We start from the raw sequence: 23321 nt of genomic DNA on the forward strand, positions 1-23321 counted from the left end.
ATGGAGGCTTTGGTGAGATGGAAACATTAGCCCTTTTGAAAAAACAAATTGCTGAAGAAACAGCGTTATCCCAAAAACATGTCGAAAGTGTCATCCGCCTGCTTGAAGACGGCAATACCGTTCCGTTTATTGCGCGGTACCGAAAAGAGCAGACCGGCTCAATGGATGAGGTGCAGATTCAGGCAATCTCCGAGCGGTGGCAGTACATACAAAACCTGACGCAGCGGAAAGAAGAAGTCATCAGATTGATCGCCGAACAGGACAAGCTGACGGACGGACTGAAGCAAAAAATCGAACAAGCGGCCAAGCTTCAGGAAGTCGAGGATTTATACCGTCCCTTCAAACAAAAACGGAAAACAAAAGCGACCGTCGCCAAAAGCAAAGGGCTTGAACCGCTTGCGGACTATATTCTTTCACTACCGAAAGACAACCGCCTTCACGAAACCGCTGATCAATATATCAATGCAGAAAAGGAAGTCGCCACAAGGGAAGAAGCCATTGAAGGCGCGAAGCACATCATAGCCGAACAAATCTCGGATGATCCTCATTTCAGAAAGTGGATCCGCCAGGAAACGTATAAAAAAGGAATTCTCACATCCGCGGCAGGCAAGTCAGCCGCAGACGATGAGAAAAACGTCTATGAAATGTACTATGAGTACGAAGAGCCGATCCAAAAGGTCGTTCCTCACAGAGTGCTCGCGATGAACCGCGGTGAAAAAGAAGGCATTTTAAAGATTGCGATCGAACCGCCCGCCGATCAGATAAAAGCTTATTTAGAAAAGCAAATCATCAAACACCGTGAAACGCCTGTGAAAGAAACGCTGAAAGAAGCCATTGAGGACAGTTACAAACGCCTGATCCAGCCGGCTATTGAGCGTGACATCCGCAAAGAGCTGTCAGAAAAAGCAGACGCGCAGGCGATCCATATTTTCGCTGAAAACCTGCGTAAGCTCCTGCTGCAGCCGCCGATGAAGGGAAAGGTCGTGCTCGGCGTCGATCCGGCTTTCCGTACGGGTTGCAAACTGGCAGTCGTTGACGAGACGGGAAAAGTGCTGAAAATCGACGTCATTTATCCGCACGCTCCCGTCAAAAAGACAGCGGAAGCCCGGAAAAAAATCAAAGAATTGCTGGACCGGTACGAAGTCGAGGTTGTGGCGATCGGAAACGGCACGGCATCAAGGGAGACAGAGCAATTCGTCGTTGATGTGTTAAAAGAAACAGAGCGGGACATTTATTACGTCATCGTCAATGAGGCCGGAGCAAGCGTGTATTCCGCCTCAGAAATCGCCCGTGAGGAATTTCCGGATTTTCAGGTCGAAGAGCGCAGCGCCGTCTCCATCGCGCGAAGATTGCAGGACCCGCTGGCCGAGCTTGTAAAAATTGATCCTAAATCCGTCGGTGTCGGGCAATACCAGCATGATGTCAGCCAAAAGCAATTAAACGAATCTCTCCGTTTTGTCGTAGAAACCGTCGTCAACCAAGTCGGGGTAAATGTCAACACAGCATCCGCCGCGCTGCTTCAATATGTAGCCGGATTATCCAAAACCGTCGCCGGCAATATCGTCAAAAAAAGGGAAGAACTCGGCAAATTTACAAATCGTAAAGAGCTGAAAGGAATCCCGCGCCTCGGCGCAAAAACATATGAACAATGCATCGGTTTCTTGAGAGTGCCCGGAGGCCAGGAGCCGCTTGACCGCACCGGGATACACCCGGAAAGCTATAAAGAGACAAAGGCGCTGCTCAAAAAACTGCAGCTCACTGCAGATCAGATCGGAAGCGCGGACGTAAAAGAGAAAATCAGCGCACTGCCGCTGTCTGAGACGGCTGAGGAGCTCGGTATAGGGGAAATTACACTTGCAGATATTTGCGGACAGCTGACAAGGCCGGAACGCGATCCCCGTGACGAAGTGCCGAAGCCTTTGCTGAAAAAAGACGTTCTGCAGCTTGAGGATTTAAAGGAAGGAATGGAATTGCAGGGCACCGTCCGCAACGTTGTAGATTTCGGCGCTTTCGTCGATATCGGCGTCAAGCAAGACGGGCTTGTGCACATCTCAAAACTGAGCAATCAGTTCGTCAAACATCCTCTCGACATCGTATCGGTCGGAGACATTGTCACCGTATGGGTCGAAGGGGTGGACGTGCAAAAAGGCAGAGTGTCGCTGTCTATGGTAAAATAAAAGCACTGCTTACGAGCAGTGTTTTTTTCTGTAGAAATACCAGCACTGGTTCAGCAGTTTGATTTGATAATTGTCTTTTTCTAAAAACGCTTTTTGCATTTGTTTCATCAGCCAATTCGGCATGGCTCATTCCTCCTCAGCTTTTAGTTAGAGGGCGGTTTTAACATATTGTATGCGAACGGTAAATTGTCCCGTTCGATGTTTTTAAGCGAGGTGCACATATGGATAACGAACAACTTCAAAAGCTGACGGAAGACATCTCTGCACAGGATTTCGGGAAGCCGTTCCGTCACCGGGCCTTTTTCAATGACCGGCTGAAAACGACAGGCGGCCGGTACATGCTGTCTTCCCATAACATCGAATTAAACCGCAAATATTTGCTCGAACATGGCCGGAGCGAGCTGGTAGGCATCATCAAACACGAGCTTTGCCATTATCACCTTCACCTTGAAGGAAAAGGGTACAAGCACAGAGACAAAGACTTCAGAGACCTGCTTCAGAAAGTCGGAGCGCCGAGATTCTGCACGCCGCTCCAAACAAAAAAGACACAAAAGAAAACATATATGTATAGATGCACGGCCTGCGGCCAACAGTATATAAAGAAGCGGGCAATGAATCCGGAAAGATATGCCTGCGGAAAGTGCAGAGGAAAAATCAAAAGAATTTTTTAAAAAGGCTTGACTCATTTTAATGTTCTATGTTAAATTATAAAAGTCGTTGAGAGACAACGACACTTTCTCAAAAAATAAATGTTGCTTCTTGACACAATATGTCGCATCATTTATAATGAAGAAAGTCTGATTATTCCACAGTAGCTCAGTGGTAGAGCTATCGGCTGTTAACCGATCGGTCGCAGGTTCGAATCCTGCCTGTGGAGCCATATGGAGAAGTACTCAAGTGGCTGAAGAGGCGCCCCTGCTAAGGGTGTAGGTCGCGTAAGCGGCGCGAGGGTTCAAATCCCTCCTTCTCCGCCAGATAAGTTCTCAACCAGACGGCCCGTTGGTCAAGCGGTTAAGACACCGCCCTTTCACGGCGGTAACACGGGTTCGAATCCCGTACGGGTCACCATTTACCTTCGTTGGGCTATAGCCAAGCGGTAAGGCAACGGACTTTGACTCCGTCATGCGTTGGTTCGAATCCAGCTAGCCCAGCCATTTTATTTTAAATTTTGAATCACTTTTAGAGCGAGCCATTAGCTCAGTTGGTAGAGCATCTGACTTTTAATCAGAGGGTCGAAGGTTCGAGTCCTTCATGGCTCACCACTTGTCACGCGGGTGTGGCGGAATTGGCAGACGCGCTAGACTTAGGATCTAGTGTCTTACGACGTGGGGGTTCGAGTCCCTTCACCCGCACTTTCTTTTAAAAGTGCTGATCACTAGCTTACATGCTTAGTGGAAAAACAGCTTCATAACACGCGGTCGTGGCGGAATGGCAGACGCGCTAGGTTGAGGGCCTAGTGGGTGAATAACCCGTGGAGGTTCAAGTCCTCTCGGCCGCATATCAATGATACCAAGGGTTTTTGACACCCTTGGTATTTTTTGTTTTTGGATATCTCCATTTGGGCCTAAAGTATTTTTTGCGAGTATGATGAATAATGACACATTGAATCCCTTAGATCTATGACGTGTTGCTCAAAGTAACTTACTTCAAATATCCTTTTTCTTTAAACCTTCCTTATAAAATAATCCTCTTAAAAATGGAGTGATAGTATTTGAAATTTAATTTTGACTTTAATTTACCGTTTAGTTTACCATTAGAATCTAATCAGAAGCTTTATAGTAATTATGGTATTGTTGAGTATATATTAAATTTTAATACTTATACTAGAAGTATAGTTGTTGATGATAGTCTTCTTCAAAGCAGTCAAGAGTGTACAAGAATAACTGTTGATTATATAATTCCAAAAGATAACTTGCATAATATAAAAGAAGTTGATGAGATACTGAGAACTGTGATTCTCAATACTATTAGTTATTTAAATAAGTTCTTTGATGCCATCAGAGCAAGTTTTAATTTAGAATACGTACATAACATTACTATCGCTGATTTACCACCAATAATAATAATTAAATATGAAGATAAAGATTATATTTATGTAACAAATCCACAGGATTATGCGTACAAAGAATTTGTGTTAGGAGAAGAGGGTTTAAAAAAGTTACAGAATAAAATTAAGATTTATGATGATCACCATGATTTATATCTAGTTGAAAAATTTTTTCATTCTGCGAAATCTCATTTTTATAAGGAACAATTTATTGATGTTATTATTGATTTACAAACCTCATTTGAGATTTTTATTAGAAATTCTCATAAACTTATATTATTAAAAAATGGAAAAGAGGAGCAGGAGCTCGCTAAAGTATCATCAATTGCCTTTCGGAATGTCTTAGAGGATCATTTAGGAAAAAAGTTTTTAAAAACTGACTTAGGTTTTAAAAGTAATCCAATTATTAAAGATTGGTATGACGGACTATATTCAGTTAGGAATGAAATTGTTCATAGTGGAAAAATAGATATAACAGGTGAAATAGCTCTTGAAGCACATAGGGTATATGTTAATGCGAGGAACTACATAAGTAAAACACTAATAGAAAACGGTTATTTGAACTATATGGGAGAAGTCGATCTAAGTTTATTTAAAGGGAGTACAAAGGGTAGCATTGATGAAGAAGCTCTTATAAAAAGACTTAAAGAACTAGACATGATTGAATGAATTATTTGAATGAACAACAATAACGCATGTACTTATGAGCTATTTTGTTTATTTTTCTTAATTAATTTTCTGTTGGTTACATAATAAATGATACCAAGGGTTTTGAATCCCTTGGTATCATTTATTTCTCTTGTTCCTTGAAGATGGTTTTTATCGAAAAAAATCATATGATGATAATTGTTCATTAATCATAAGGATTAATAACTTGTTAAATCATGAATAAGGGCTACAAGCACTCAGAATTTTTTCTTTCTAGAAGTTCTTTTTTACCCAGTCATCTTTAAACATCTCAAGTTCCTCTAATAAAAACCAAGAAATTCATTTATTACCTACTGTTTACATTAGCCACCTTAGATATATTAAAGAATAACAGCATTCGCCATTATTTGTTTTGTTGGTATCAAGGCTTAAAACAACTTCAGTTCCATAAGAATCATAACCGAGTATCATAGTCCCGAACGCGCCTCCGAACCATACTCACTTAAAAACCACTTATAACTGTCTGAGAGGGTTGCTTTGAGGTCTTCTTCTATCTCTTTAATTTGTTTGTCAGTGACGCCTTTAGTAAGAATTGAATATTTTTTATTCTCATCAACCAATTTTTTCACTCTAGAGTAATTCACATTAAGCCTCACATACATTTAATTTTGGTTTGCAATTCATCGATCTTATTGAGTTCGTACTCATAATCACAGTTTTCTTCTAAAACAGAAATCATAGTTTCAAAGAAACCTTTTGCATTTTTTAAGAGTGTTTTTAAAAAATCAAGTTTCGGCAGTAATACTTTTTGTTTTTCGTCAATTTCAAATAACAACATATCATTCGATATTGATTTCATTTTCAATAGAAGGGGTTGATCTGGAAAATAAGTTTCGCTTTCTCCTGTTTCAATAGCTTCTTCAATTAAATTTAAAAAATAAGCCCACAATTGATCAACCAAGTCCCACATGGTGGCATCAAGCAATTCTTGTTCACTATATTTTAAAATAATCGCTCCTGATAAATAGTTTGGGTCTAACTGTGATTTCATGTTCTTAAGTTCCCCTATATTGTTAAGTGGGACAAAGTAATCGTCAACATTATTTTTTAAGACTGAAAGATCTTTTATCTTCTTATTTGGCTTGAGAATTAATGATTGTATATAAAACATTCTTACCTCTCCTATTTTTCCGGATAGAATTGACCTACTCTTCCTTTTTGAAAGCCTACAACATATTGCTGACCCTTATACGTTCCTCTAATTTGATAACTGAATTTTGTTCCTTTTTGTACTAACTCTTCACGGTTTTGTTTCATGATTGATTCTATCGCATCTGCAACATCGCTAACAGTCATCTCTTTATTGAGAAAAGATTGACGAGACTTAACTGAACCATCCCATAAACTAGGATGATGGCGCTCTAAAATATGCTTCATTCCACGTTTATCAATGAGAAATGACTGTCCTCCAAAAATGTATTTTCTGCTTTGAAAAGTCTCTAATTCGTTTACAACTTCATGCGGCTTTGCTTTTTTTATACCATGTGTAGCAGACTGGTTCTTAAAAACTTCAAGTGCAGAGTTTTTATAACTCTGTCCATCAATTGTGTTAAAAGGAAAAGTTCCTGAACCGCCAGCCATTGCATATTGTTGTTCAAAAACATTTGGTATTTTAACGTATTCAATCCCTTTTTTTATTCCTGTTTTTGAAACTTCAAGTGTCTTAATTGCAGCAACTTTTGAACCGGCTTTTGCAACTTTGGATACTTTATCAATACCCTTTGGACCAACTATTGCAAGAACAACAGTGCTGCCGACATAGGACACCCATTTTGCCCTGCTGTAGCTATCTCCATTAATCATATCACGTTGGAAAGTGTCTTCTATGTCTTTTGCTATGATCTTATAAGTATCGATTGGATGTAAGACGGCGTTCACCGTTCCAGAAAGCGTTTCAATAGGGTGCATTGCAAGTTGATAGAGACCCATCACGGTATCTTTACCTGCTTCATACATTCCAACTGCAATACCTTTTCCGATTTCGGCTTTTTGTTGAAGTTCTTCGAGCTGGCGGAAATAAACTTTTTGGTCAGGCTCCAAATTCTCGTATCCAATTTTTTCAGCAATTTTTAAATACTCGTCAGGATCTGTTACATTTACAAGCTGTTTTTTCAAATCTTTAATTTCGCGTTGTTTAGCTTCCTCTTTTTTGAGCTTTAAATAAGCTTCAGACCGCTTTTCGATATCGCCTTTTTTCTTATGTAGGTCACTCTCGCGATAAGCCTTGGCATTATAATGTATGGGTGAAGCGTTTTTGCCCTTACCTGTTGATTCCTGTAACTTTTGAAAGTCTGCTTTAATAAATTGTTCGTTAGGTTCAGTCATTGCATATTCAGTTTTTAAGTTCTCGTCTGTATCGCCTATTTTCTCAATAATTTTTTTTCGTTTGTTTTCGGCGGACGAGAGCTCATCCTTAAAAGCCTCTGTTGAAAATAAATCAAGTGGAAGAATGTCATCAATATCACTCAGTATATCTTTCATTGCTTTCTTCTGCTCGGACATAATTGCTTGTGATTTTCTATATGCGTTTGCCAGTTCGTGTTCTAAGAAGGATTCTTCGATATATGCATCAGATAAGCTGGCATCTTCCAGAATACCGGAGATGCTAGTAAGGAAAGCGATTTTCATATCAATGAAATCAATCCATTGATCAGCTACACCGGTGTGATCGTGAAAAAATGCTTTAATATTGTTTGCTCCCTTCCCAGAGAACTCACTATCATCAAGATCAGCAACAGTCTTAAATGCTTTTTTCAAATTAATCATTTGATTTTTCAATTCTTTATAATCTTTTGCTCGGTTTTCAGCTTCAGATAACAAAGACTTTGCTTCAAATACCTTCATTGTCCAATCCTTTCAGCAAGTTTTGATCTAAATATTACCATGTATAGGATGTGAAATTCGATAAAAAGTTGAAGAAGAGGTAATGAATTGAACGTAATGAGATTTGGAGAAGTGGGGAATTAAGGGTGTTTTTTACTCACCAATTATTAAGCATTATTCATTCAAACCTATAGAAATGATGTAAGGTGATGTTAGAAAGTTTAGTGAAAACAAGCTTTCATAATCAGTGATACGGATTTACAATGTTGAGGGCCTAGTGGTGAATAACCCGTGGAGGTTCAAGCCCTCTCGGCCGCATCCTAATGATACCAAGGGCTTAGACGCTATTTTTAATGTGTTTTGTGACCAAAAGTGTCCACCAACTTATAGGAAGTCATCTAATTTGTCAGCCATCTCTTTTTGTTTATTAAGATGGTCATATACATGGTCAAGAGGTCTATCCAGCAGCTCGGTTGCATACACACGTACATTCTTGGCGTTTCCGCCTTCTTTTTTCTATAATCAAATCGCGTTTTTCCAGTTAAGAGATAATCTGTGATACAGCACCCCTTGTTCGGTTCCGCTTCAACGCTGCCTCAGTAACTGTAATTCCTGGGTTCTCTTCAATAACAGTGAGAGTGTGTACTTCAACCATATGAAAGATTTCACCGGTACCATAATCACGTGCTGTTTTTATATAATCATTGTATGAATAAATATACGATCCACTCAATTATTTGAGTGGATCTGTTTGTTTTTTATTTTTTTGCAGCAGTCTCTATGTGACGAAACAATAGATTAATTAAAACCCTTTACGCAACCAGGCTGTGGCAAGATCAATTGCTCCGCGCGCAGCTTTAGTTTTAGCTAAGGCGTTGAGCATCACGAAATCGTGAATGATACCTTGGAAACGTACGGCAGTGACCGGAACACCGGCTTCACGAAGTTTATTGGCATATGCTTCTCCCTCGTCACGAAGTACATCAGCTTCAGCTGTGATAATCAATGCAGGCGGAAGCCCTTGAAGCTGCTCAGTAGTTGCACGTAGAGGTGATGCTGTAATTTCAGCACGCTCATTCGAATTGGTTGTGTACTGATCCCAAAACCACATCATCGCGTCCTTGCGTAAAAAGTATCCTGTAGCAAACTGATGATAGGATTCTGTATCGAAAGAAGCATCTGTTACCGGATAGAAAAGTAATTGTTGCCGGATATTCAAGTCACCTCGTGCTTTGGCCATTAGCGTGACAGCAGCAGTCATATTGCCTCCAACACTATCACCTGCAATTGTTAGACTCTCGGGAATCATGCCGTTCTCACGGCCATTTTCAGATGCCCACTTCACTACTGCATAGATTTCTTCAATGGCTGTCGGATATTTTGCTTCTGGAGATAAGGTGTAATTTGGAAAGACAATAGCTGCTTGTGCTCCGACTGCTAGCTCACGGATGAGCCGATCATGTGTATGCTCATTACCGAATACCCAGCCGGCTCCATGAATGTACACGATGACAGGAAGGTGCGCAGGCGCATTCTGTGGGCGCATTATTCTTACTGATACCTGTCCGCTCGGCCCTCCTGAAATCATAATGTCTTCAATATCAACTGGCAGTTTATCAATTGGGTCAGATTGAACCTCATCTACAGTTTCTCGTCCTTTCTCAGGTCCAAGGTCGAATAGATAGGGTGGGTTCGCGGTTGCTTCTGCAAATTCTTGAGCTGCTTTTTCTAATTGTACTTTCTTTAACATAGATATCTCTCCTTATATATGTTTTAATCATTATTTTTTTATTCTATTATCTATTGATCTTGACATCTTTCGTCTTACATTGCTGTTGTAATGATTTGTACATCAATATTTCCGCGAGTAGCTTTAGAATATGGACATACTTGATGAGCTGCATGTGTTAATTCTTCCGCTTGCTCTTGAGATACCCCTTGAATTTCCACCTCCAAAACAACTCCGAGTTTATAACCATTATCACTTTCATCTTTTAATAAACTTACTTTACCAGTAACTGCTGATTCGATTTTTAATCGTTTTCTTTGGGCTGCTAAATGAAGAGCACTGTCATAACAAGCTGAATAGCCTGCTGCAAATAATTGTTCTGGATTTGTCGCCGTGGATACTTGATTTGGTTTTGGCATAGCTAAATCCAAATCAATAATAAGATCATTAGATTTTACATGACCTTCTCTTCCGCCTTTTGTTGTAGCTTCTGCTGTAAAATATACTGTCATCATCAAACACCCCTATAAATTGAATTTAACACAATTGAATTTTAACCAATCTAAATAGCATTGTCAATTAAATTTTTAAAAATTAAATTGTTCTCAATTGAAAATCGCAATTAAAATCCTCTAAATTATTGATTAGACTAAAATGAAGAACAGTGATTAATTAAATTGTTAGTCATTCAATTTTACTTAATGTAATTCTTGTGCTATTATGTGTAACAATGAATATAAATATTGTGAGGGATTTAACATGAAGAATGATGATAAATTACTGTTAAGTAATCATCTATGTTTTGCGATTTATGCAGCTTCCCGTGAAATGATAAAGTTATACCATCCTCTCTTAAAAGAATTAGGAATTACTTATCCGCAGTATTTGGTTCTTCTTGTTTTATGGGAGAAGGAAAAAATATCTGTTAAAGGTTTAGGCGAAGAATTATATCTAGACTCCGGAACATTAACTCCAGTTTTAAAACGACTTGAGGAGCGAGGTCTTATTATAAGAGAGCGTTCAAAAGAGGATGAACGAAGTGTAATTATTACGTTAACAACTGAAGGGAATGAGTTTAAAGAAAAAGTCACATTAATTCCTAATGCAGTATTTGATAAAACCGGTTGTAATGAAGAAGAAATTAAAAGTTATAACAAGGAAATTCGTAATTTACTTAACATGCTGACAACTGAGCAATAGTTTTATGAATATAGCTGGTGGGCCCAGCGGGTGAATAACCTGTGGAGATTCAAGTCTTCTCGGCCGCATCTCAATGATACCAAGGGTTTTGATACCCTTGGTATTTTTGTTTTTAGAAAATTTATCTGTTACTGTCCACTTACTTATAGTAGGTCGTATGATTTGTCAGTCACCTTCATCCTTCTGCTGACTGCGTGCGGCGGTAGTAAATATGATAATGCAATTAATGAAGTGATGAAGCAGGAGAAGAAAGTCAGAAAAGTAATGCGAGCAGATTCAGATGAGTACAAGAGAGATAACGCTATAATTTGTGTATATGATGACGGAAGTATATTCAGCTTGCGTTTTATCAGCCAGAAGAAAGTTCTCGCAAGCTTACTACTTGAAAAAGCTATTTTTTCAATCAAAAAATCAATATCAATACGGGGCTGGATTCAATATGATCCAGTCCCTTTTTGTTTTCAGTCTGATAAAAGATTTTCTGTGAAATCATTTAACAATTATTGGTCAATTTTTCTTTTTCAATAATATCCTTTACCACATCCTCAATTGTGATATGCCCAAGAGCTTTTTCCAAGGCAGATTGGGCGATTTCAAATATTGGACCAATTGTACTTTGAATGTTCCGGCCTACAGGACATTGAGGATTGGGATTTTCATGTATACTAAACAATTCTTTATCTTGGACAACATTAACTGCTCTATAAACATCAAGTAAGGTGATTTCAGTTAAATCTTTCGCTAATTCGGCTCCTGCAATACCTGGCCGTACATTTACTAAACCTGCTTTTTTCAGCATCCCCATAATTTTTCTTATTAAGGCGGGATTTGTATTTACACTCCCAGCTAAAAATTCAGAAGTGCTAATTCCGTCTTCATTTATTTCAACAAGAGCCAATATATGAATTCCTACAGCAAAACGGCTGCTAATAGACATGATTTCTTCACCATCCTAATTACTTTACACTCTTTATAGTACACTTGTAACTGAATGTATTACAAGTTTATTTTATAAAAGCATTGACAAATAAATAAGGTGTAACTAAAATGATTACATGTAATCAATGTGGTTACATTTAAAAATTTTGAATGATTAGGAGGACTGGAAATTGAAAATTGGAATCATTGGTGCAACCGGAAAAGCTGGAAGTCTTATCTTGAAAGAAGCGGTAAGCAGGGGACATGAAGTAACTGCAATTGTAAGAGATGCTGCAAAACTTAAAGAGGATAAGATTGCAATCATTGAAAAAAATATAATTGATCTTACATCGGATGATCTAAAAAAGTTAGATGTAGTTGTGAATGCCTTCGGAGCTCCATTAGGAGAAGAACAGGCACATGTAGATGCTGGCCGGGCATTAATTAGGGCATTAAAAGGAACGGGTACAAGAGCTGTAATTGTAGGTGGAGCAGGGAGTCTTTATGTAGACGAAAATAAAACTGTCAGTGTAATGGATACACCTGATTTCCCTGAGATTTTTATTCCAACAGCTAAAGGGCAAGGTCGTAACTTGCAAGAACTAAAGGAAACTTCTGATATTAACTGGACATTTATCAGTCCTTCAGCGGTATTTGACCCAGACGGGAAAAGAACTGGATTTTATCAGTCAGGAAAAGATCATCTTCTTGTGAATTCGAAAGGCGAAAGTTATATCAGCTATGCAGACTATGCAATTGCAGTATTGGATGAAATCGAAAATCCAAAACATATAAATGAACGCTTTACAGTTGTTGGAGAAGCTGAATAAGTTATTGAGCAGAAACAAAGGCTCTCAGCCGCATCTCAATGATGCCAAGGGTTTTGACACCCTTGGTATTTTTTGTTGTAAGTGCATTTGGCATTAAAAAAGTGCTGATCTCTGCACAAAATCTTTGCGCGAGTCTGCACTTTTATTCTGCAAGGTACACTGCCCATTATCATCGATTAGTTTTTAATCCGTTCTTAGCCGAGCTGATACTTGGCTTTTAGAAGTTTTTTTTAAGTGGTTAAAACCAACAAATTTTTTGCCTTCTTCATCCCATAGGCGGAACTTTAACGACTTAAGACTTGTTGCCAGTGTGATGGTCGGAACGTTTTGCAATGGTTCAGTGTTGTTATGCACGATTTCAAGCTTATAGTTTGGGACTCTTGGGCTTAAATGATGAACATGATGGAAACCGATATTGCCTGTTAACCATTGCATGACTTTTGGAAGCTTATAAAAAGAGCTTCCTTCAACTGCTGCTTTTACATATTCCCACTGCTCATCTTCTTCGAAATATGAATCCTCAAACGTATGCTGAATATAAAACATCCAAATTCCGAGGGATCCCGAAATCATAAAAATTGGCGTCTGGACCAGCAGAAAGTTTTTCCAGCCGATAGCCCAACATAAAAGTGCTGCCAAAGCGACGATCCCCAGGTTGGTTACATATGTATTCATCCGTTCTTTGCGTTTTGCCCCTTTACGATTAAAACGATTGGTAACCCCGAAGACGTAAATCGGTCCGATAATAAACATAACAAACGGATTTCTGTACAAACGGTACATTATTTTTGTCTTCGTTGAGGCCTCTTTATATTCCTCAACAGTCAGTACCCAAATATCGCCCGTACCGCGTTTGTCCAGGTTGCTGCTTGTCGCATGATGGACAGAATGATCGTGTGCCCAATGATCAAACGGATGCAGAGTTAGAATTCCTGTAATTGTTCCAAGGATTCGATTCGCCTTTCGGTTCTTAAAAAATGAATAGTGGCAGCAATCATGAAAGATAATGAAGGTTCTCACTAAAAAACCTGCTGCAACGACAGAAATCGCTAATGTAAGGATATAAGAAATCGACAAGCTCTTATAGGCCAAACACCATAACAGGAAAAATGGCACCAATGTGTTAATGATTTGATAAATGCTTTTTTGTGAATCGGACTTTTCGTAAGGGGTAACCAGTTTTCTCAAAGTCCTTAGGTTTTGTTCATTCATTTTTAAAAGTTTCCCCTTCCCTGATGTTCTTAATCTAAGTATAGAAAACGTTTTAGGCCTTTGAAGTCCCAGCTGTCATCCTCCCTGTATAATAAGTATCTTTCCTCATCCTATGTAAAATGATTGAAGGTCAGAAACTGATCTCCATCTCGATTAAATCTTTATGAGCAATGGCCAGCCGGGATACAAAAAGCGTATGAAGATTATACCCAGCTCTTTATCGGTCCAAACTCTCTCCATGCTCCCCTATGGGGATCGGTTTATTTAGACCGTAAACATTCATTGTTTGAAGAACAAACATTACAGTATACCTGAGTAATCGTTTGGAAACATCTTTTAGAAACAAAGCTATACCAGTGAACAGCCCTGCTTTTAAAAGAATATCTTGTACTTGAACAAGAAACAGCTGAGCTTTTTTGAAGACACTCGTGATCCATTTTCACGGTGTTTTCAAACCATCGTTATTAGTAGGCATCTTATTTTGCACTCGTATCGACACGTTTAACAAAATGAAACATGATATTAATTTGCAGTTATTTCCGTTTCGTGTTATGATAAAGGAGAATTATTTTTGTTCGTGTAAAGGATAGTATGAATATCGACTTTTCGTCTTGATGATACTTTGGGCAAGGATAGTAATACAATGTGTAACACACTAGGAGGCAACAAAAATGGAACAAGGTACAGTTAAATGGTTTAATGCAGAAAAAGGTTTTGGATTTATCGAACGTGAAAATGGAGACGATGTATTCGTACACTTTTCTGCAATCCAAAGTGACGGATTCAAATCTTTAGACGAAGGTCAAAAAGTAACGTTTGACGTTGAGCAAGGTGCTCGTGGAGCTCAAGCTGCTAACGTTCAAAAAACTGCTTAATCTTCAATCGTTTATACAAACAGGCTCTTTATATAGGGCCTGTTTTTTTATGTTCTCTGTATAATACTGAATAAAAAACCCTACTCAACGTTCGAGTAGGGACAGATGCTACAAGGTAAAAAAAAGGTTTAAAACCTCAAAGGATTGTTTACAGTATAACATAACGGATTGACGATATGTGGAATATATATAAATGATTTGTAACGGTATGTTATTCTTTGTTACAATTCGCATATCTCTTTTATGAAAAGAAGATAAACAATTGCTATTCACTGTGGAAGCAGTTGTAAGAAATTCTTAAAGATAAAGAGGAGAGGGGTTGTTTTTTCTTCTGGAAATAATCACTTAGACCTAAAACAATGAAAACCCTGCCTCTCTTCCATCCTTACGTCTCCTTGTCCGTGCCAGTGTGAATCAGGATTACAAAAATCAAGTGACTATTCCATCGAGTTTTTTGATAAAAATTAAAATGTTCGTTGAAGAAATTTAAAAATAAAACAGATTAGATTGCAGGAGTAATAAAAGAGGTTAATGTTCTAAAAGTAAGTTGAAGAAGTTAAACGTCTAATCGTAATTTTCCGAAAACTTAAGGATGTTTTGGAAAGCAAACATTATCTAACCTTAACAGAAACTTTTTATTTGATTTTCAGTGATTCCTTTAATAACTTCCAGTTCACTAATCAAAAATTCATATGCACTATCCAACATTTTTTTTTCGCTTGCATTAAGTGCTTTTTCTTTCTTCATACGCATTAAATCACGTACAACTTCAGCACCTTCTTGGATTTTACCCGTTTTTATTTTGTCTGTGTTTACTTTATATCTTTGTTTCCACGGCAGCAACTTATCTGATTCTCCATGCTGAAAAATGTGGATAATGTGTTTTAATGCAAGTATATCAGTAACTGGTCGTATATTTAAGCTCATTATTTTACGCGTTGGAATCATAACTGTCATATGACTGATTGACATTTTTATGACATAATAATGTTCTTTTTCCTCTAAGAATTCTTTTTCTTCTATGGCTTCAATTATACCTGCTCCGTGCATTGGATAAACAATGTTATCGCCAATTTGAAACATATCATCCACCTCCATATATGGTAACTCAACTTAAGGTTAACATATATGGAAAGCGATATCAAATTTATAATAATAACATGATAATTTTTTGGTGTCAATAACTTTTTTAAAAAAACAACATCAAAACAAGAGGGAACCATTGGGTTTCCAAAAAAAGGGAAGATCGATTGGTCCGTGTATATCTTAGAATCTCGACTAATGATCAGAGTTCAGTTTTTCATTGAAAATGAGTTATTAAATATCCATTAGGAGTTCATGACTTGACATTAATGACATGTTTGCTATCTATATGGGCACAATAGAGAGTGTAATGAAAAAAAGCTTTCATAACCAGTGATATGGATTTACTATGTTGAGGGCCTAGTGGGTGAATAACCCGCGGAGGTTCATGTCCTCTCGGCCGCATCTCAATGATACCAAGGGTTGTAGACCCCAGGTATTTTTTATGCTAATCACTTTCATTAGCGAAAAGAGTACGAGCTGTTTGGATAAAGACATCTGTTGCTTTAGAGATATCTTTCATATCTGGAACAGCTATACCGATTTCTCTAAACGTGTTTGGCTTTAATTCACGAAAAACGACATTTTCCGGTAGTGATAGAATGTTTTTTTTCGTTGTAATTGTAATTCCTAATCCTTCTTGTACCATACATAATGCTGTGTCTATATAATCAATGACAAACCGTACTTTAGGTTTCAATTTAAATTCTTTGAATAAAGAGTGAATTTGTAACTCATAACCGCCTCTTCCAAGTAATATATCCTCATCTTGTAAGTCGGGAATACCTATTGTTTCTTTCTGATATAAAGGATGACTCGAGTGCATAATGACAATCAATTGATCTTTCATTAAGGGCACGATATCGAAATCTTCTGTGGGAGGAATAATCATTCCTACATCAACACATTTAGAACGTAACCATTCTTTGACTTGATCTACACTTCCTTCCGAAATCTTAACTTCAAGACCAGGATACTTATCTTCCATTGTCCGTATAATTTTGGGAATAAACCTAGTGCACGCAGTTGGGTAAGCTCCAATATGAACCTTGCCTATTTCTAATCCTTGTTCAGCTGCAATTAATTCATCTACTTTCTGTAATTCACCCAGGATATTTCTAAAATTAATTAAGACACGCTCTCCTATATCAGTAAAAAACAACCCGTTCTTCTTATTTCTCTTAATTAACTTCGTCCCTAATTGCGATTCAATCGTTGCTACGGCACGACTTACCGCAGGCTGTGTCATGTGCAGCTCTTCACCGGCTTTTGTAAAACTTCCTGTTTCTGATATCTTAACAATCAGTTGAATTTGCGATCTATTCATATCGTTCTTGTTATCTCCCATATGATTAATATGCATTTTATTTATGATGAAATCTAATGTACCATAAAAGAGAATGAAACATCAAGATAATAACAATAACCGTAGACAAGCGGAAGACATTCAATAAGAGCTGGATAAGAATCACAAGGATATGTGATCCTTATTTGAGATGTTCGGCTGAAAAGGTTCCTAGTTTTTTGTTATCACTAATCAACTCAACCTTAAAAAGGAGAGAAGTATGATGAATACTAGTGAAAAAAGAAGATCGGGGTTTTGTTCGCAATGCGTTTCAAAATGCGGGGTTATATCCATTACGGAAAATGATCGGTTAAAAAAGGTGATTCCAGATAAAAGTCATCCGAATGGGGGAATCTGTCCAAAAGGAGCGTCAGCCCCTCAGATAATCAATCATCCTGATCGTATTCTTTTCCCTTTAAAAAGAACGAATCCAAAAGGGGAAGAACCGAAATGGAAAAGAATAAAATGGGAAGAAGCCATACAAACCGTTACTGATAAGTTAAAACAGATCAGTTCTGAAACAGGGGCAGAATCGGTATCATACACTTTTCCAACTGTTGGTGCGAGCGGAAGTTTTAACTGGGGGCCATACCTGCAGCGCTTGATGAATCTTTACGGCACTCCCAACTATATTTCCCATACAAATGTCTGCCAATGGGCAAGGGATGAGGGATCAAAATACACGTACGGTGTTGGATTGCCTCAACCCGACTTTGAACATGCTGATTTAATATTGATATGGGGACACAATCCAGCAGATACGAATCTTCAGACATGGAAAAGGCTCATGGGAGCGAAAAAAAGAGGGAGCAAACTAGTCGTAATTGACCCGCGCCGAACAACGACAGCTGCAGCGGCAGATTTATGGATTGCTCCGAATCATGGAACTGATAGTGCCTTAATATTAGGCTGTATTCGCTTTTTAATTGAGAATCATTCATTTGATCATAAATTTCTGCTTAATTGGACCAATGCCCCCTTCTTAGTGGATAAGCAAACGGGGAAATTCCTTCGGCCGGAAAATCATCATCCATATGAATTTTTAGCTCTTGATAAGAATGAGAAGCCATATAAAATTGATACCCGGGAAGATCCTCAAACATGGTCGGAAAATATTTTGCTTACAGGTGAATATACAAATGAAAGCGTTTCTTCAGAAACTGTTTTTTCTCAATTAATGAAAAGAGTCTCTTCTTTCACGATAGAAAAGGTGGAAAAAATAACGGGTGTTCCATATGAAAAATTAGTGGAACTTGGGGAATTATTAAGCGATGGAGATCCGATATCTTATTATTCATGGAATGGCTTAGAACAGCATGTAAATAGTTCATCAACCAATCGAGCATTATGTATCCTTTACAGTCTGACCGGTTATTTTGATAAGCGGGGAGGGAATATTATCCTTCCGTCTTTACCGGTTAATCCAATTAAAGATCAAAATTTGATTACGCGTTCACAACAACAGAAACGTTTAGGAAGAGAGAAGAGGCCCCTAGGTGCTCCGAAAATTTCCGCAACAGGGTATGATTTTGCCGATGCTGTATTGAACGAAACGCCTTATCTTATGAGAGCGTTATTAAGTTTTGGGAGTAATATGGTCACACAAAACCCGGGAAGCGGAAATATGATGGAGGCCTTAAAAAAACTAGAATTTCATGTCCATGTCGATATGTTTCATAACCCTATGACAAGGTTTGCGGATATTGTATTACCTGCGGCGCATGCCTGGGAGTCGCCAAGTCTGTTGGCTGGTTTTGATGGGAGTTTACAAACGGCTCAACATATTCAATATAACCCTGCAATGTCAAAGGCTCCTGGGGAAACTCGTCCTGATCTGCAAATTATAATGGATCTGGCATTGGAAATGGGCTATGAAGAAGAGTTTTGGAATGGGGATATTGAAGCGGCGTTTAATTACTATCTGGAACCGTTGAATTTAACATTAGCTCAACTTCGTTCACAGCCTGCAGGGATATCAATCCCCTTACAAGTAAACTATTGTAAATATAGTGAAAAAAAGAATGGAGGAGTCAGTGGCTTTTCCACCCCAACGCGGAAGTTGGAGATTTATTCCGAGTTTTTGTTACAGCATGGATATGATCCGTTGCCCCAATTTGAAAAACCATTAACAGTTCCGTATTATCAGGATAAATCATATGATTTTCCGTTAGTTCTTTCTTCAAATAAATTAAAATCTTTTTGTCATAGTCAGCATCGAAATATTGCTAAACTAAGGAAAATGCATCCTGATCCTTTTATTGAGATTCACCCACAAACAGCTCATATGTATAAATTAAATGATGGAGAATGGATTCAATTGGTATCTCCTCATGGCAGAATGAAGGCAGTCACTCGAATGACACAAAGTATACCCGTGGGTACGGTATATACTCAAGCGGGATGGTGGGATAAGTGTGATGAACTAGAGTTATTAGGATTTGATCCATTTTCAGCCGAAGGTGCAAACGTGAATCAATTGATAGGTATAGAGCAGCTGGATCCCATGTCAGGTTCCGAACCCTTAAAATCATATCGTTGCCAGATTTATAAGATGTCATAGATTCATTCTTTACAAATTAAGTATTAATGATAAGGGATAGAATACATGTAAAGACATAACAATGAAGCTGATGGCTCCTTAGGGTTGGAGAAATCAGCTTTTGTTTTTTTAATAAACGTATTACCTCAGACTTGTGACTTTTTTAAAATCAGCCGTCACTAAGTTAAATTTGTGGTTTTTCATATCATTTTTGTTATCTCTCACATAATTAATATGCATTTTATTCATGTGAAAACTTCATGTACCATTAGAGAGAATTAAACTTTAAGAAATTAATCGGAGGTAACAACTATGATCAATCGTAATAGATTATTTCTATTTGCGCTTATACTAGCTGCATTCAATCTTAGGCCGGGTATCACTTCAGTCAGCCCGGTATTACACGGAATAACGAAGGAACTAGGCATGAGTTCTGCGTCAGCAAGCCTACTCACTTCTATTCCTTTATTATGTTTTGGTTTTTGTTCGTTATTTGCTGGTCGTTTAGCCAATCGCTATCAATCAGAGAAAATTATCACATTCTTTATCGCCTGTATAGGTATTGCAACATTTCTGCGTTTCTTTTCAAATTCCTCAATATACCTATTAATAACGGCTTTGTTTATAGGTGCAGGAATTGGGATTGTCAGCCCTCTGCTCTCTGGCTTCATTAAAAGTTACTTTCCGGAGAAGGCAGCATCTATGATAGGCATATATTCTACTTCAATGGTCGTTGGTGCATCTATTTCTATTGGGCTGACGACACCGCTTCAACGCTTGCTCAATGATTCATGGAAAAACGGATTAGCATTCTGGAGTATTTTTGCTCTATTCGCTCTTCCACTTTGGTTTATAGTGACAAAATACGCTCATCATCACACAAATAAAGCGTCACAAAAGAGGCGTGCGTCCTTACCATTAAAAAATATAGAGGCCTGGTTATTAACTTCTTTTGTAGGTTTGGTAACTCTTTTATTTTATTGTTTTGCAGCTTGGCTGCCGGCAATTGTAGAGGAAAAAGGAGGAACTTCAGCATTTGGAGGTCTTATCGGTACAATATCTATGCTTGCGCAGCTGCCGGCTACTCTTTTATTGCCTAGTCTCTTGAGGGTAATACCAAGCAGAAGATTTTGGATTACATTCTTTACCCTGAGTGTGATGATTGGTTTATCCCTTTTATGTTTTACGAACTTAACACCTGTTGTTTCAAGTATATGTTTAGGGATTGGCGGCGGTGGTCTTGTCTCGCTAACCTTATTATTACCAATAGATAAAACAGCTTCATCTATAGAAGCAAGTACTTGGTCAGCAATGACTCAAGCGATTGGATATATGATTGGTGCAGTGGGCCCATTTATCATCGGTTTTCTTCATGATTATTTAGGAAGTTTTGTTCCTGCATTATATCTTCTTATCATCTTAGGTTTGATTATTATCTTACTAGGCTGGAAACTCACTAAACCAGCTAATGTTTTAGAAGAGGTGATACCTGTAAAATAAAAACCAGTGAAGCCGTGTATACGATAGGGAAATGAAACGGAAGAAACAAGGCAATGAGTTCTTCTTGGATCGAAGGCGCTTCTGCACTGTCCCTGACGAAAAAAGTATTGCTCCTTGAAGGTAGACAGCGAACAAGCTATTTTCGATATAAGAGGTGAAAAGTCATGACAACAAATGAAAAAATGAGTACACAAAGCAAAGTCATTCTCTTCATTTTAATTTTAGGGAATTTCCTATGCCTAATCAGTGAAACTGTAATGAATGTGGCATTGCCCAGCATCATTTCAACATTGCACGTTACAACAAGCACCGCACAATGGCTGTCAACCGGCTATATGCTTATCATCGGAATATCCGTACCGGTCTCAGCCTTTTTAATTCAACGGTTTACACTAAGGCAGCTGTTTATCACAGCGATGTGTTTATATGTGATTGGTTCATTGATTGGATTTATTACGCCATTTTTCTCTTTGCTCTTTATTGGCCGTATGATTCAAGCATTGGGAACAGGTATTGTTTTACCATTAGTCATGAGTACAATGTTAACACTTGTACCGGTAAGTATACGCGGAACTGTGATGGGAATTTTCAACGTAGCGATTTTATTTGCTCCAGCGATCGGACCTGTCATTTCTGGTTTAATTATTCAATATTATTCATGGCGAATCGTTTTCTTGGGGCTTTTAATTGCAGCGGTGCTTATTTTGATAATAGCTGTCTTTAAACTTCGAAATGTGTCTGAAACATCTAAACCGACGATTCACATTCCATCCGTGATTCTTTCGACAGTTGGGTTTGGCGGAGTTGTTTATGGATTTAGTACAGCTGGTGAAGCATCTGGATGGGGAAACCCAATCGTATGGATTACGCTTGTCGTTGGGGTGCTGGCTCTTGCATTCTTCGTCAGACAGCAAACGAAGCTTTCGTCACCTATGATCAGCATGAAACCATTTACGTCATCCGTTTTTTCAAGAGCGATGTTTCTGATGTTTCTCATTATGATGATTCAGTTCTCGATGATGCTTTTTTTACCTCTTTACTTTCAAACAGCTGCCGGCTTGACACCAGTAGAAACGGGATTTCTTATGCTGCCTGGCGGAATCACGCTGGCACTTACAGCGATGATTGGCGGGAGATTGTTTGATAAAGTTGGTTTTAAACCGCTGATCATCATTGGTTTAATTCTTTTAATGATCGTTTTAAGTTTATTCACTCAGATTTCAAACGAAACGACTACGACAACAGCTGCCATTCTTTATGCAGCATTTACAATTGGAGTAGGGTTGAGTATAGGGCCTGTGATGACTCTTGGGATAAATCAAGTTCCTAAACAGCTGCATGCTCATGGATCAGCAATCTCTAATACCATTAACCAAGTATCTGGTGCAATCGGTCCGGCTCTTTATACAAGTATTATGGCTGCGGCTTCGCAGCATTATATTCAACATACAAACGAAGTCAACAAAACGGTGTTGAACATACAAAGTATGACCCAAGGTGTTCATACAGCTTATCGTGCAGCAATTGTCTTTGCGGTGGTCTCTTTCATTTTAGCCCTTAGTTTAAAGAAAAAAGACCAGTATCTTGAAACAGATAATGATGATTTATCCTAAGATTAAAACAAAAAAGAAAGGTCGTTTTCTTCTAAAATGCATCGGATAAGCTGGCATGTTCCAGCACACCGGAAATGCTAAAGGAAAACGATCTTCATTTCAATTAAATCAATCCATTGAACGGAGACACCTGTGTGATCGTGAAAAAATGCTTTAAATATTGTTTGCTCCCTTCCCAGAGAACTCACAATCATCAAGATCAGCAACAGCCTTAAATGCTTTTTCAAATTAATCATTTGATTTTTCAATTCTTTATAATCTTTTTGGCGACTTAATAACCAAATATCACCATAGATAATTTATGGGCTTCCCAAAAAATTGTTGAAGGATAGGTAATAAATTGAACGTAATGGGAATAGAAGTGGGAAAGTAAGGGTGGTTTTTGTTAACTAATTATGGTTAACCCAACTTATCCAAACATATAGAAATGATGAATGTGGAGTTAGAAAGTGCAATGCAACAAACCTTCATTACAAGTGATATGGGTTTACAATTTTGAGTGCCTTTTTGAAACACACCTGAATTTTTGGTGTGTTTTTGAACGTATCCATACGTGTCACCTAAAGGAAATGAATAAGATGTGGAATTTTTAAAAAATTTTTTATATACTGGAATTAAATCATTAAGGGATTGAAATGAAAAAGATTTATTAAACCGGACTTATGTATTCATGGTTCCTTAATGGAAGGATTAAATGATGAAGCCAGATGGGCATTAGAAGA

At 38.2% G+C, this 23321-nt stretch carries 20 protein-coding genes, 7 tRNA genes and 2 pseudogenes; 18 read left to right on the top strand and 11 right to left on the bottom strand.

Going from position 1 to position 23321, the window contains the following annotated elements:
* Positions 1–17 precede the first annotated feature (17 nt).
* On the top strand, positions 18–2177 hold the full coding sequence (locus AD710_RS10320; RefSeq protein ID WP_049627931.1) for a Tex family protein: 2160 nt from the start codon (positions 18–20) through the stop codon (positions 2175–2177).
* A 9-nt stretch (positions 2178–2186) separates the two neighbouring features.
* Here AD710_RS10320 and cmpA read toward each other — a convergent pair whose 3' ends face one another.
* Positions 2187–2300: a cortex morphogenetic protein CmpA gene (gene cmpA / locus AD710_RS19550; protein ID WP_003156164.1), complete on the bottom strand. Its 114-nt coding sequence runs from the start codon at positions 2298–2300 to the stop codon at positions 2187–2189.
* Between the two features lie 98 nt (positions 2301–2398).
* Between cmpA and AD710_RS10325 the strand changes: the two genes are divergently transcribed.
* The 9 genes from AD710_RS10325 to AD710_RS10365 all read left to right on the top strand — a co-directional run bounded on the left by AD710_RS10325 (position 2399) and on the right by AD710_RS10365 (position 4893).
* Positions 2399–2848 (top strand): SprT family protein, encoded by a 450-nt coding sequence (locus tag AD710_RS10325; RefSeq protein ID WP_049627932.1) that lies wholly within the window; start codon positions 2399–2401, stop codon positions 2846–2848.
* 134 nt (positions 2849–2982) lie between these two features.
* Positions 2983–3057: transfer RNA gene (locus AD710_RS10330), tRNA-Asn, on the top strand.
* A gap of 3 nt (positions 3058–3060) precedes the next feature.
* Positions 3061–3151, top strand: a tRNA-Ser gene (locus AD710_RS10335).
* Positions 3152–3170: 19 nt separating this feature from the next.
* A tRNA-Glu gene (locus AD710_RS10340) sits at positions 3171–3245 on the top strand.
* Positions 3246–3256: 11 nt separating this feature from the next.
* Positions 3257–3331 (top strand) — tRNA-Gln (locus AD710_RS10345).
* 32 nt (positions 3332–3363) lie between these two features.
* Positions 3364–3439, top strand: a tRNA-Lys gene (locus AD710_RS10350).
* A gap of 8 nt (positions 3440–3447) precedes the next feature.
* Positions 3448–3529 (top strand) — tRNA-Leu (locus AD710_RS10355).
* Between the two features lie 62 nt (positions 3530–3591).
* A tRNA-Leu gene (locus AD710_RS10360) sits at positions 3592–3675 on the top strand.
* Positions 3676–3888: 213 nt separating this feature from the next.
* Positions 3889–4893 (top strand): hypothetical protein, encoded by a 1005-nt coding sequence (locus AD710_RS10365; protein WP_049627933.1) that lies wholly within the window; start codon positions 3889–3891, stop codon positions 4891–4893.
* Positions 4894–5265: 372 nt separating this feature from the next.
* Here the strand turns inward: AD710_RS10365 and AD710_RS20030 are convergent.
* From AD710_RS20030 to AD710_RS10385, 5 genes and pseudogenes are all read right to left on the bottom strand, one after another.
* A pseudogene (locus AD710_RS20030) lies at positions 5266–5516 on the bottom strand (SMI1/KNR4 family protein); the annotation flags it as partial.
* Between the two features lie 8 nt (positions 5517–5524).
* The gene (locus AD710_RS10370; protein ID WP_049627934.1) at positions 5525–6043 is read right to left on the bottom strand and encodes a hypothetical protein; all 519 of its coding nucleotides are present in this window, start codon (positions 6041–6043) and stop codon (positions 5525–5527) included.
* An 11-nt stretch (positions 6044–6054) separates the two neighbouring features.
* Positions 6055–7776, bottom strand: coding sequence for a ribonuclease YeeF family protein (locus AD710_RS10375; RefSeq protein ID WP_049627935.1), 1722 nt, complete (start codon positions 7774–7776; stop codon positions 6055–6057).
* A gap of 781 nt (positions 7777–8557) precedes the next feature.
* Positions 8558–9505 carry an alpha/beta hydrolase gene (locus tag AD710_RS10380; RefSeq protein WP_049627936.1) on the bottom strand — a complete coding sequence of 316 codons (948 nt, stop codon included), beginning with the start codon at positions 9503–9505 and terminating at the stop codon, positions 8558–8560.
* Between the two features lie 74 nt (positions 9506–9579).
* Positions 9580–9999, bottom strand: coding sequence for an organic hydroperoxide resistance protein (locus AD710_RS10385; RefSeq protein WP_029575264.1), 420 nt, complete (start codon positions 9997–9999; stop codon positions 9580–9582).
* A gap of 244 nt (positions 10000–10243) precedes the next feature.
* Here AD710_RS10385 and AD710_RS10390 point away from each other — a divergent pair, with 244 nt between their 5' ends.
* Together AD710_RS10390 and AD710_RS20320 are read left to right on the top strand one after the other, a co-directional pair.
* Entirely contained in the window at positions 10244–10684 is a 441-nt protein-coding gene (locus AD710_RS10390; RefSeq protein WP_016937147.1) for a MarR family winged helix-turn-helix transcriptional regulator, read from the top strand.
* A gap of 30 nt (positions 10685–10714) precedes the next feature.
* Entirely contained in the window at positions 10715–11212 is a 498-nt protein-coding gene (locus tag AD710_RS20320) for a hypothetical protein (RefSeq protein ID WP_049627937.1), read from the top strand.
* On the opposite strand, the gene AD710_RS10400 is transcribed toward AD710_RS20320, so the two are convergent.
* Positions 11178–11621: an Rrf2 family transcriptional regulator gene (locus AD710_RS10400; protein WP_049627938.1), complete on the bottom strand. Its 444-nt coding sequence runs from the start codon at positions 11619–11621 to the stop codon at positions 11178–11180. The two genes, AD710_RS20320 and AD710_RS10400, sit on opposite strands and share 35 nt — an antisense overlap.
* 172 nt (positions 11622–11793) lie before the next feature.
* Between AD710_RS10400 and AD710_RS10405 the strand changes: the two genes are divergently transcribed.
* The gene (locus tag AD710_RS10405) at positions 11794–12432 is read left to right on the top strand and encodes an NAD(P)-dependent oxidoreductase (RefSeq protein WP_049627939.1); all 639 of its coding nucleotides are present in this window, start codon (positions 11794–11796) and stop codon (positions 12430–12432) included.
* A gap of 183 nt (positions 12433–12615) precedes the next feature.
* Here AD710_RS10405 and AD710_RS10410 read toward each other — a convergent pair whose 3' ends face one another.
* The gene (locus tag AD710_RS10410) at positions 12616–13644 is read right to left on the bottom strand and encodes a Delta(5) desaturase DesA (RefSeq protein ID WP_049627940.1); all 1029 of its coding nucleotides are present in this window, start codon (positions 13642–13644) and stop codon (positions 12616–12618) included.
* Between the two features lie 183 nt (positions 13645–13827).
* Between AD710_RS10410 and AD710_RS20325 the strand changes: the two genes are divergently transcribed.
* Both AD710_RS20325 and cspC read left to right on the top strand, forming a co-directional pair.
* Entirely contained in the window at positions 13828–13959 is a 132-nt protein-coding gene (locus AD710_RS20325; RefSeq protein ID WP_082083375.1) for a molecular chaperone TorD family protein, read from the top strand.
* 356 nt (positions 13960–14315) lie between these two features.
* A complete protein-coding gene (cspC, locus tag AD710_RS10415; protein ID WP_003156143.1) occupies positions 14316–14519 on the top strand; it encodes a cold shock protein CspC in 204 nt (67 codons plus the stop codon).
* Positions 14520–15140: 621 nt separating this feature from the next.
* Here cspC and AD710_RS10420 read toward each other — a convergent pair.
* Together AD710_RS10420 and AD710_RS10425 are read right to left on the bottom strand one after the other, a co-directional pair.
* Complete coding sequence (locus AD710_RS10420) at positions 15141–15602, bottom strand: CarD family transcriptional regulator (protein ID WP_016937143.1); 462 nt, start codon at positions 15600–15602, stop codon at positions 15141–15143.
* Positions 15603–16050: 448 nt separating this feature from the next.
* Positions 16051–16929, bottom strand: a complete 879-nt coding sequence (locus AD710_RS10425; RefSeq protein WP_049627941.1) for a LysR family transcriptional regulator — start codon at positions 16927–16929, stop codon at positions 16051–16053.
* Positions 16930–17170: 241 nt separating this feature from the next.
* Here AD710_RS10425 and AD710_RS10430 point away from each other — a divergent pair, with 241 nt between their 5' ends.
* The 3 genes from AD710_RS10430 to AD710_RS10440 all read left to right on the top strand — a co-directional run bounded on the left by AD710_RS10430 (position 17171) and on the right by AD710_RS10440 (position 22599).
* Entirely contained in the window at positions 17171–19507 is a 2337-nt protein-coding gene (locus AD710_RS10430; RefSeq protein ID WP_049627942.1) for a molybdopterin-containing oxidoreductase family protein, read from the top strand.
* A gap of 291 nt (positions 19508–19798) precedes the next feature.
* On the top strand, positions 19799–20986 hold the full coding sequence (locus AD710_RS10435) for an MFS transporter (protein ID WP_049627943.1): 1188 nt from the start codon (positions 19799–19801) through the stop codon (positions 20984–20986).
* Positions 20987–21150: 164 nt separating this feature from the next.
* Positions 21151–22599 carry a DHA2 family efflux MFS transporter permease subunit gene (locus tag AD710_RS10440; protein WP_049627944.1) on the top strand — a complete coding sequence of 483 codons (1449 nt, stop codon included), beginning with the start codon at positions 21151–21153 and terminating at the stop codon, positions 22597–22599.
* 34 nt (positions 22600–22633) lie between these two features.
* Here the strand turns inward: AD710_RS10440 and AD710_RS20040 are convergent.
* Positions 22634–22898, bottom strand: a pseudogene (locus AD710_RS20040) (T7SS effector LXG polymorphic toxin); the annotation flags it as partial.
* Between the last annotated feature and the right edge of the window lie 423 nt (positions 22899–23321).

Origin of the sequence: Bacillus sp. JFL15 (genome assembly GCF_001184225.1) — a bacterium.
Classification (GTDB): Bacteria; Bacillota; Bacilli; order Bacillales; family Bacillaceae; genus Bacillus; species Bacillus siamensis.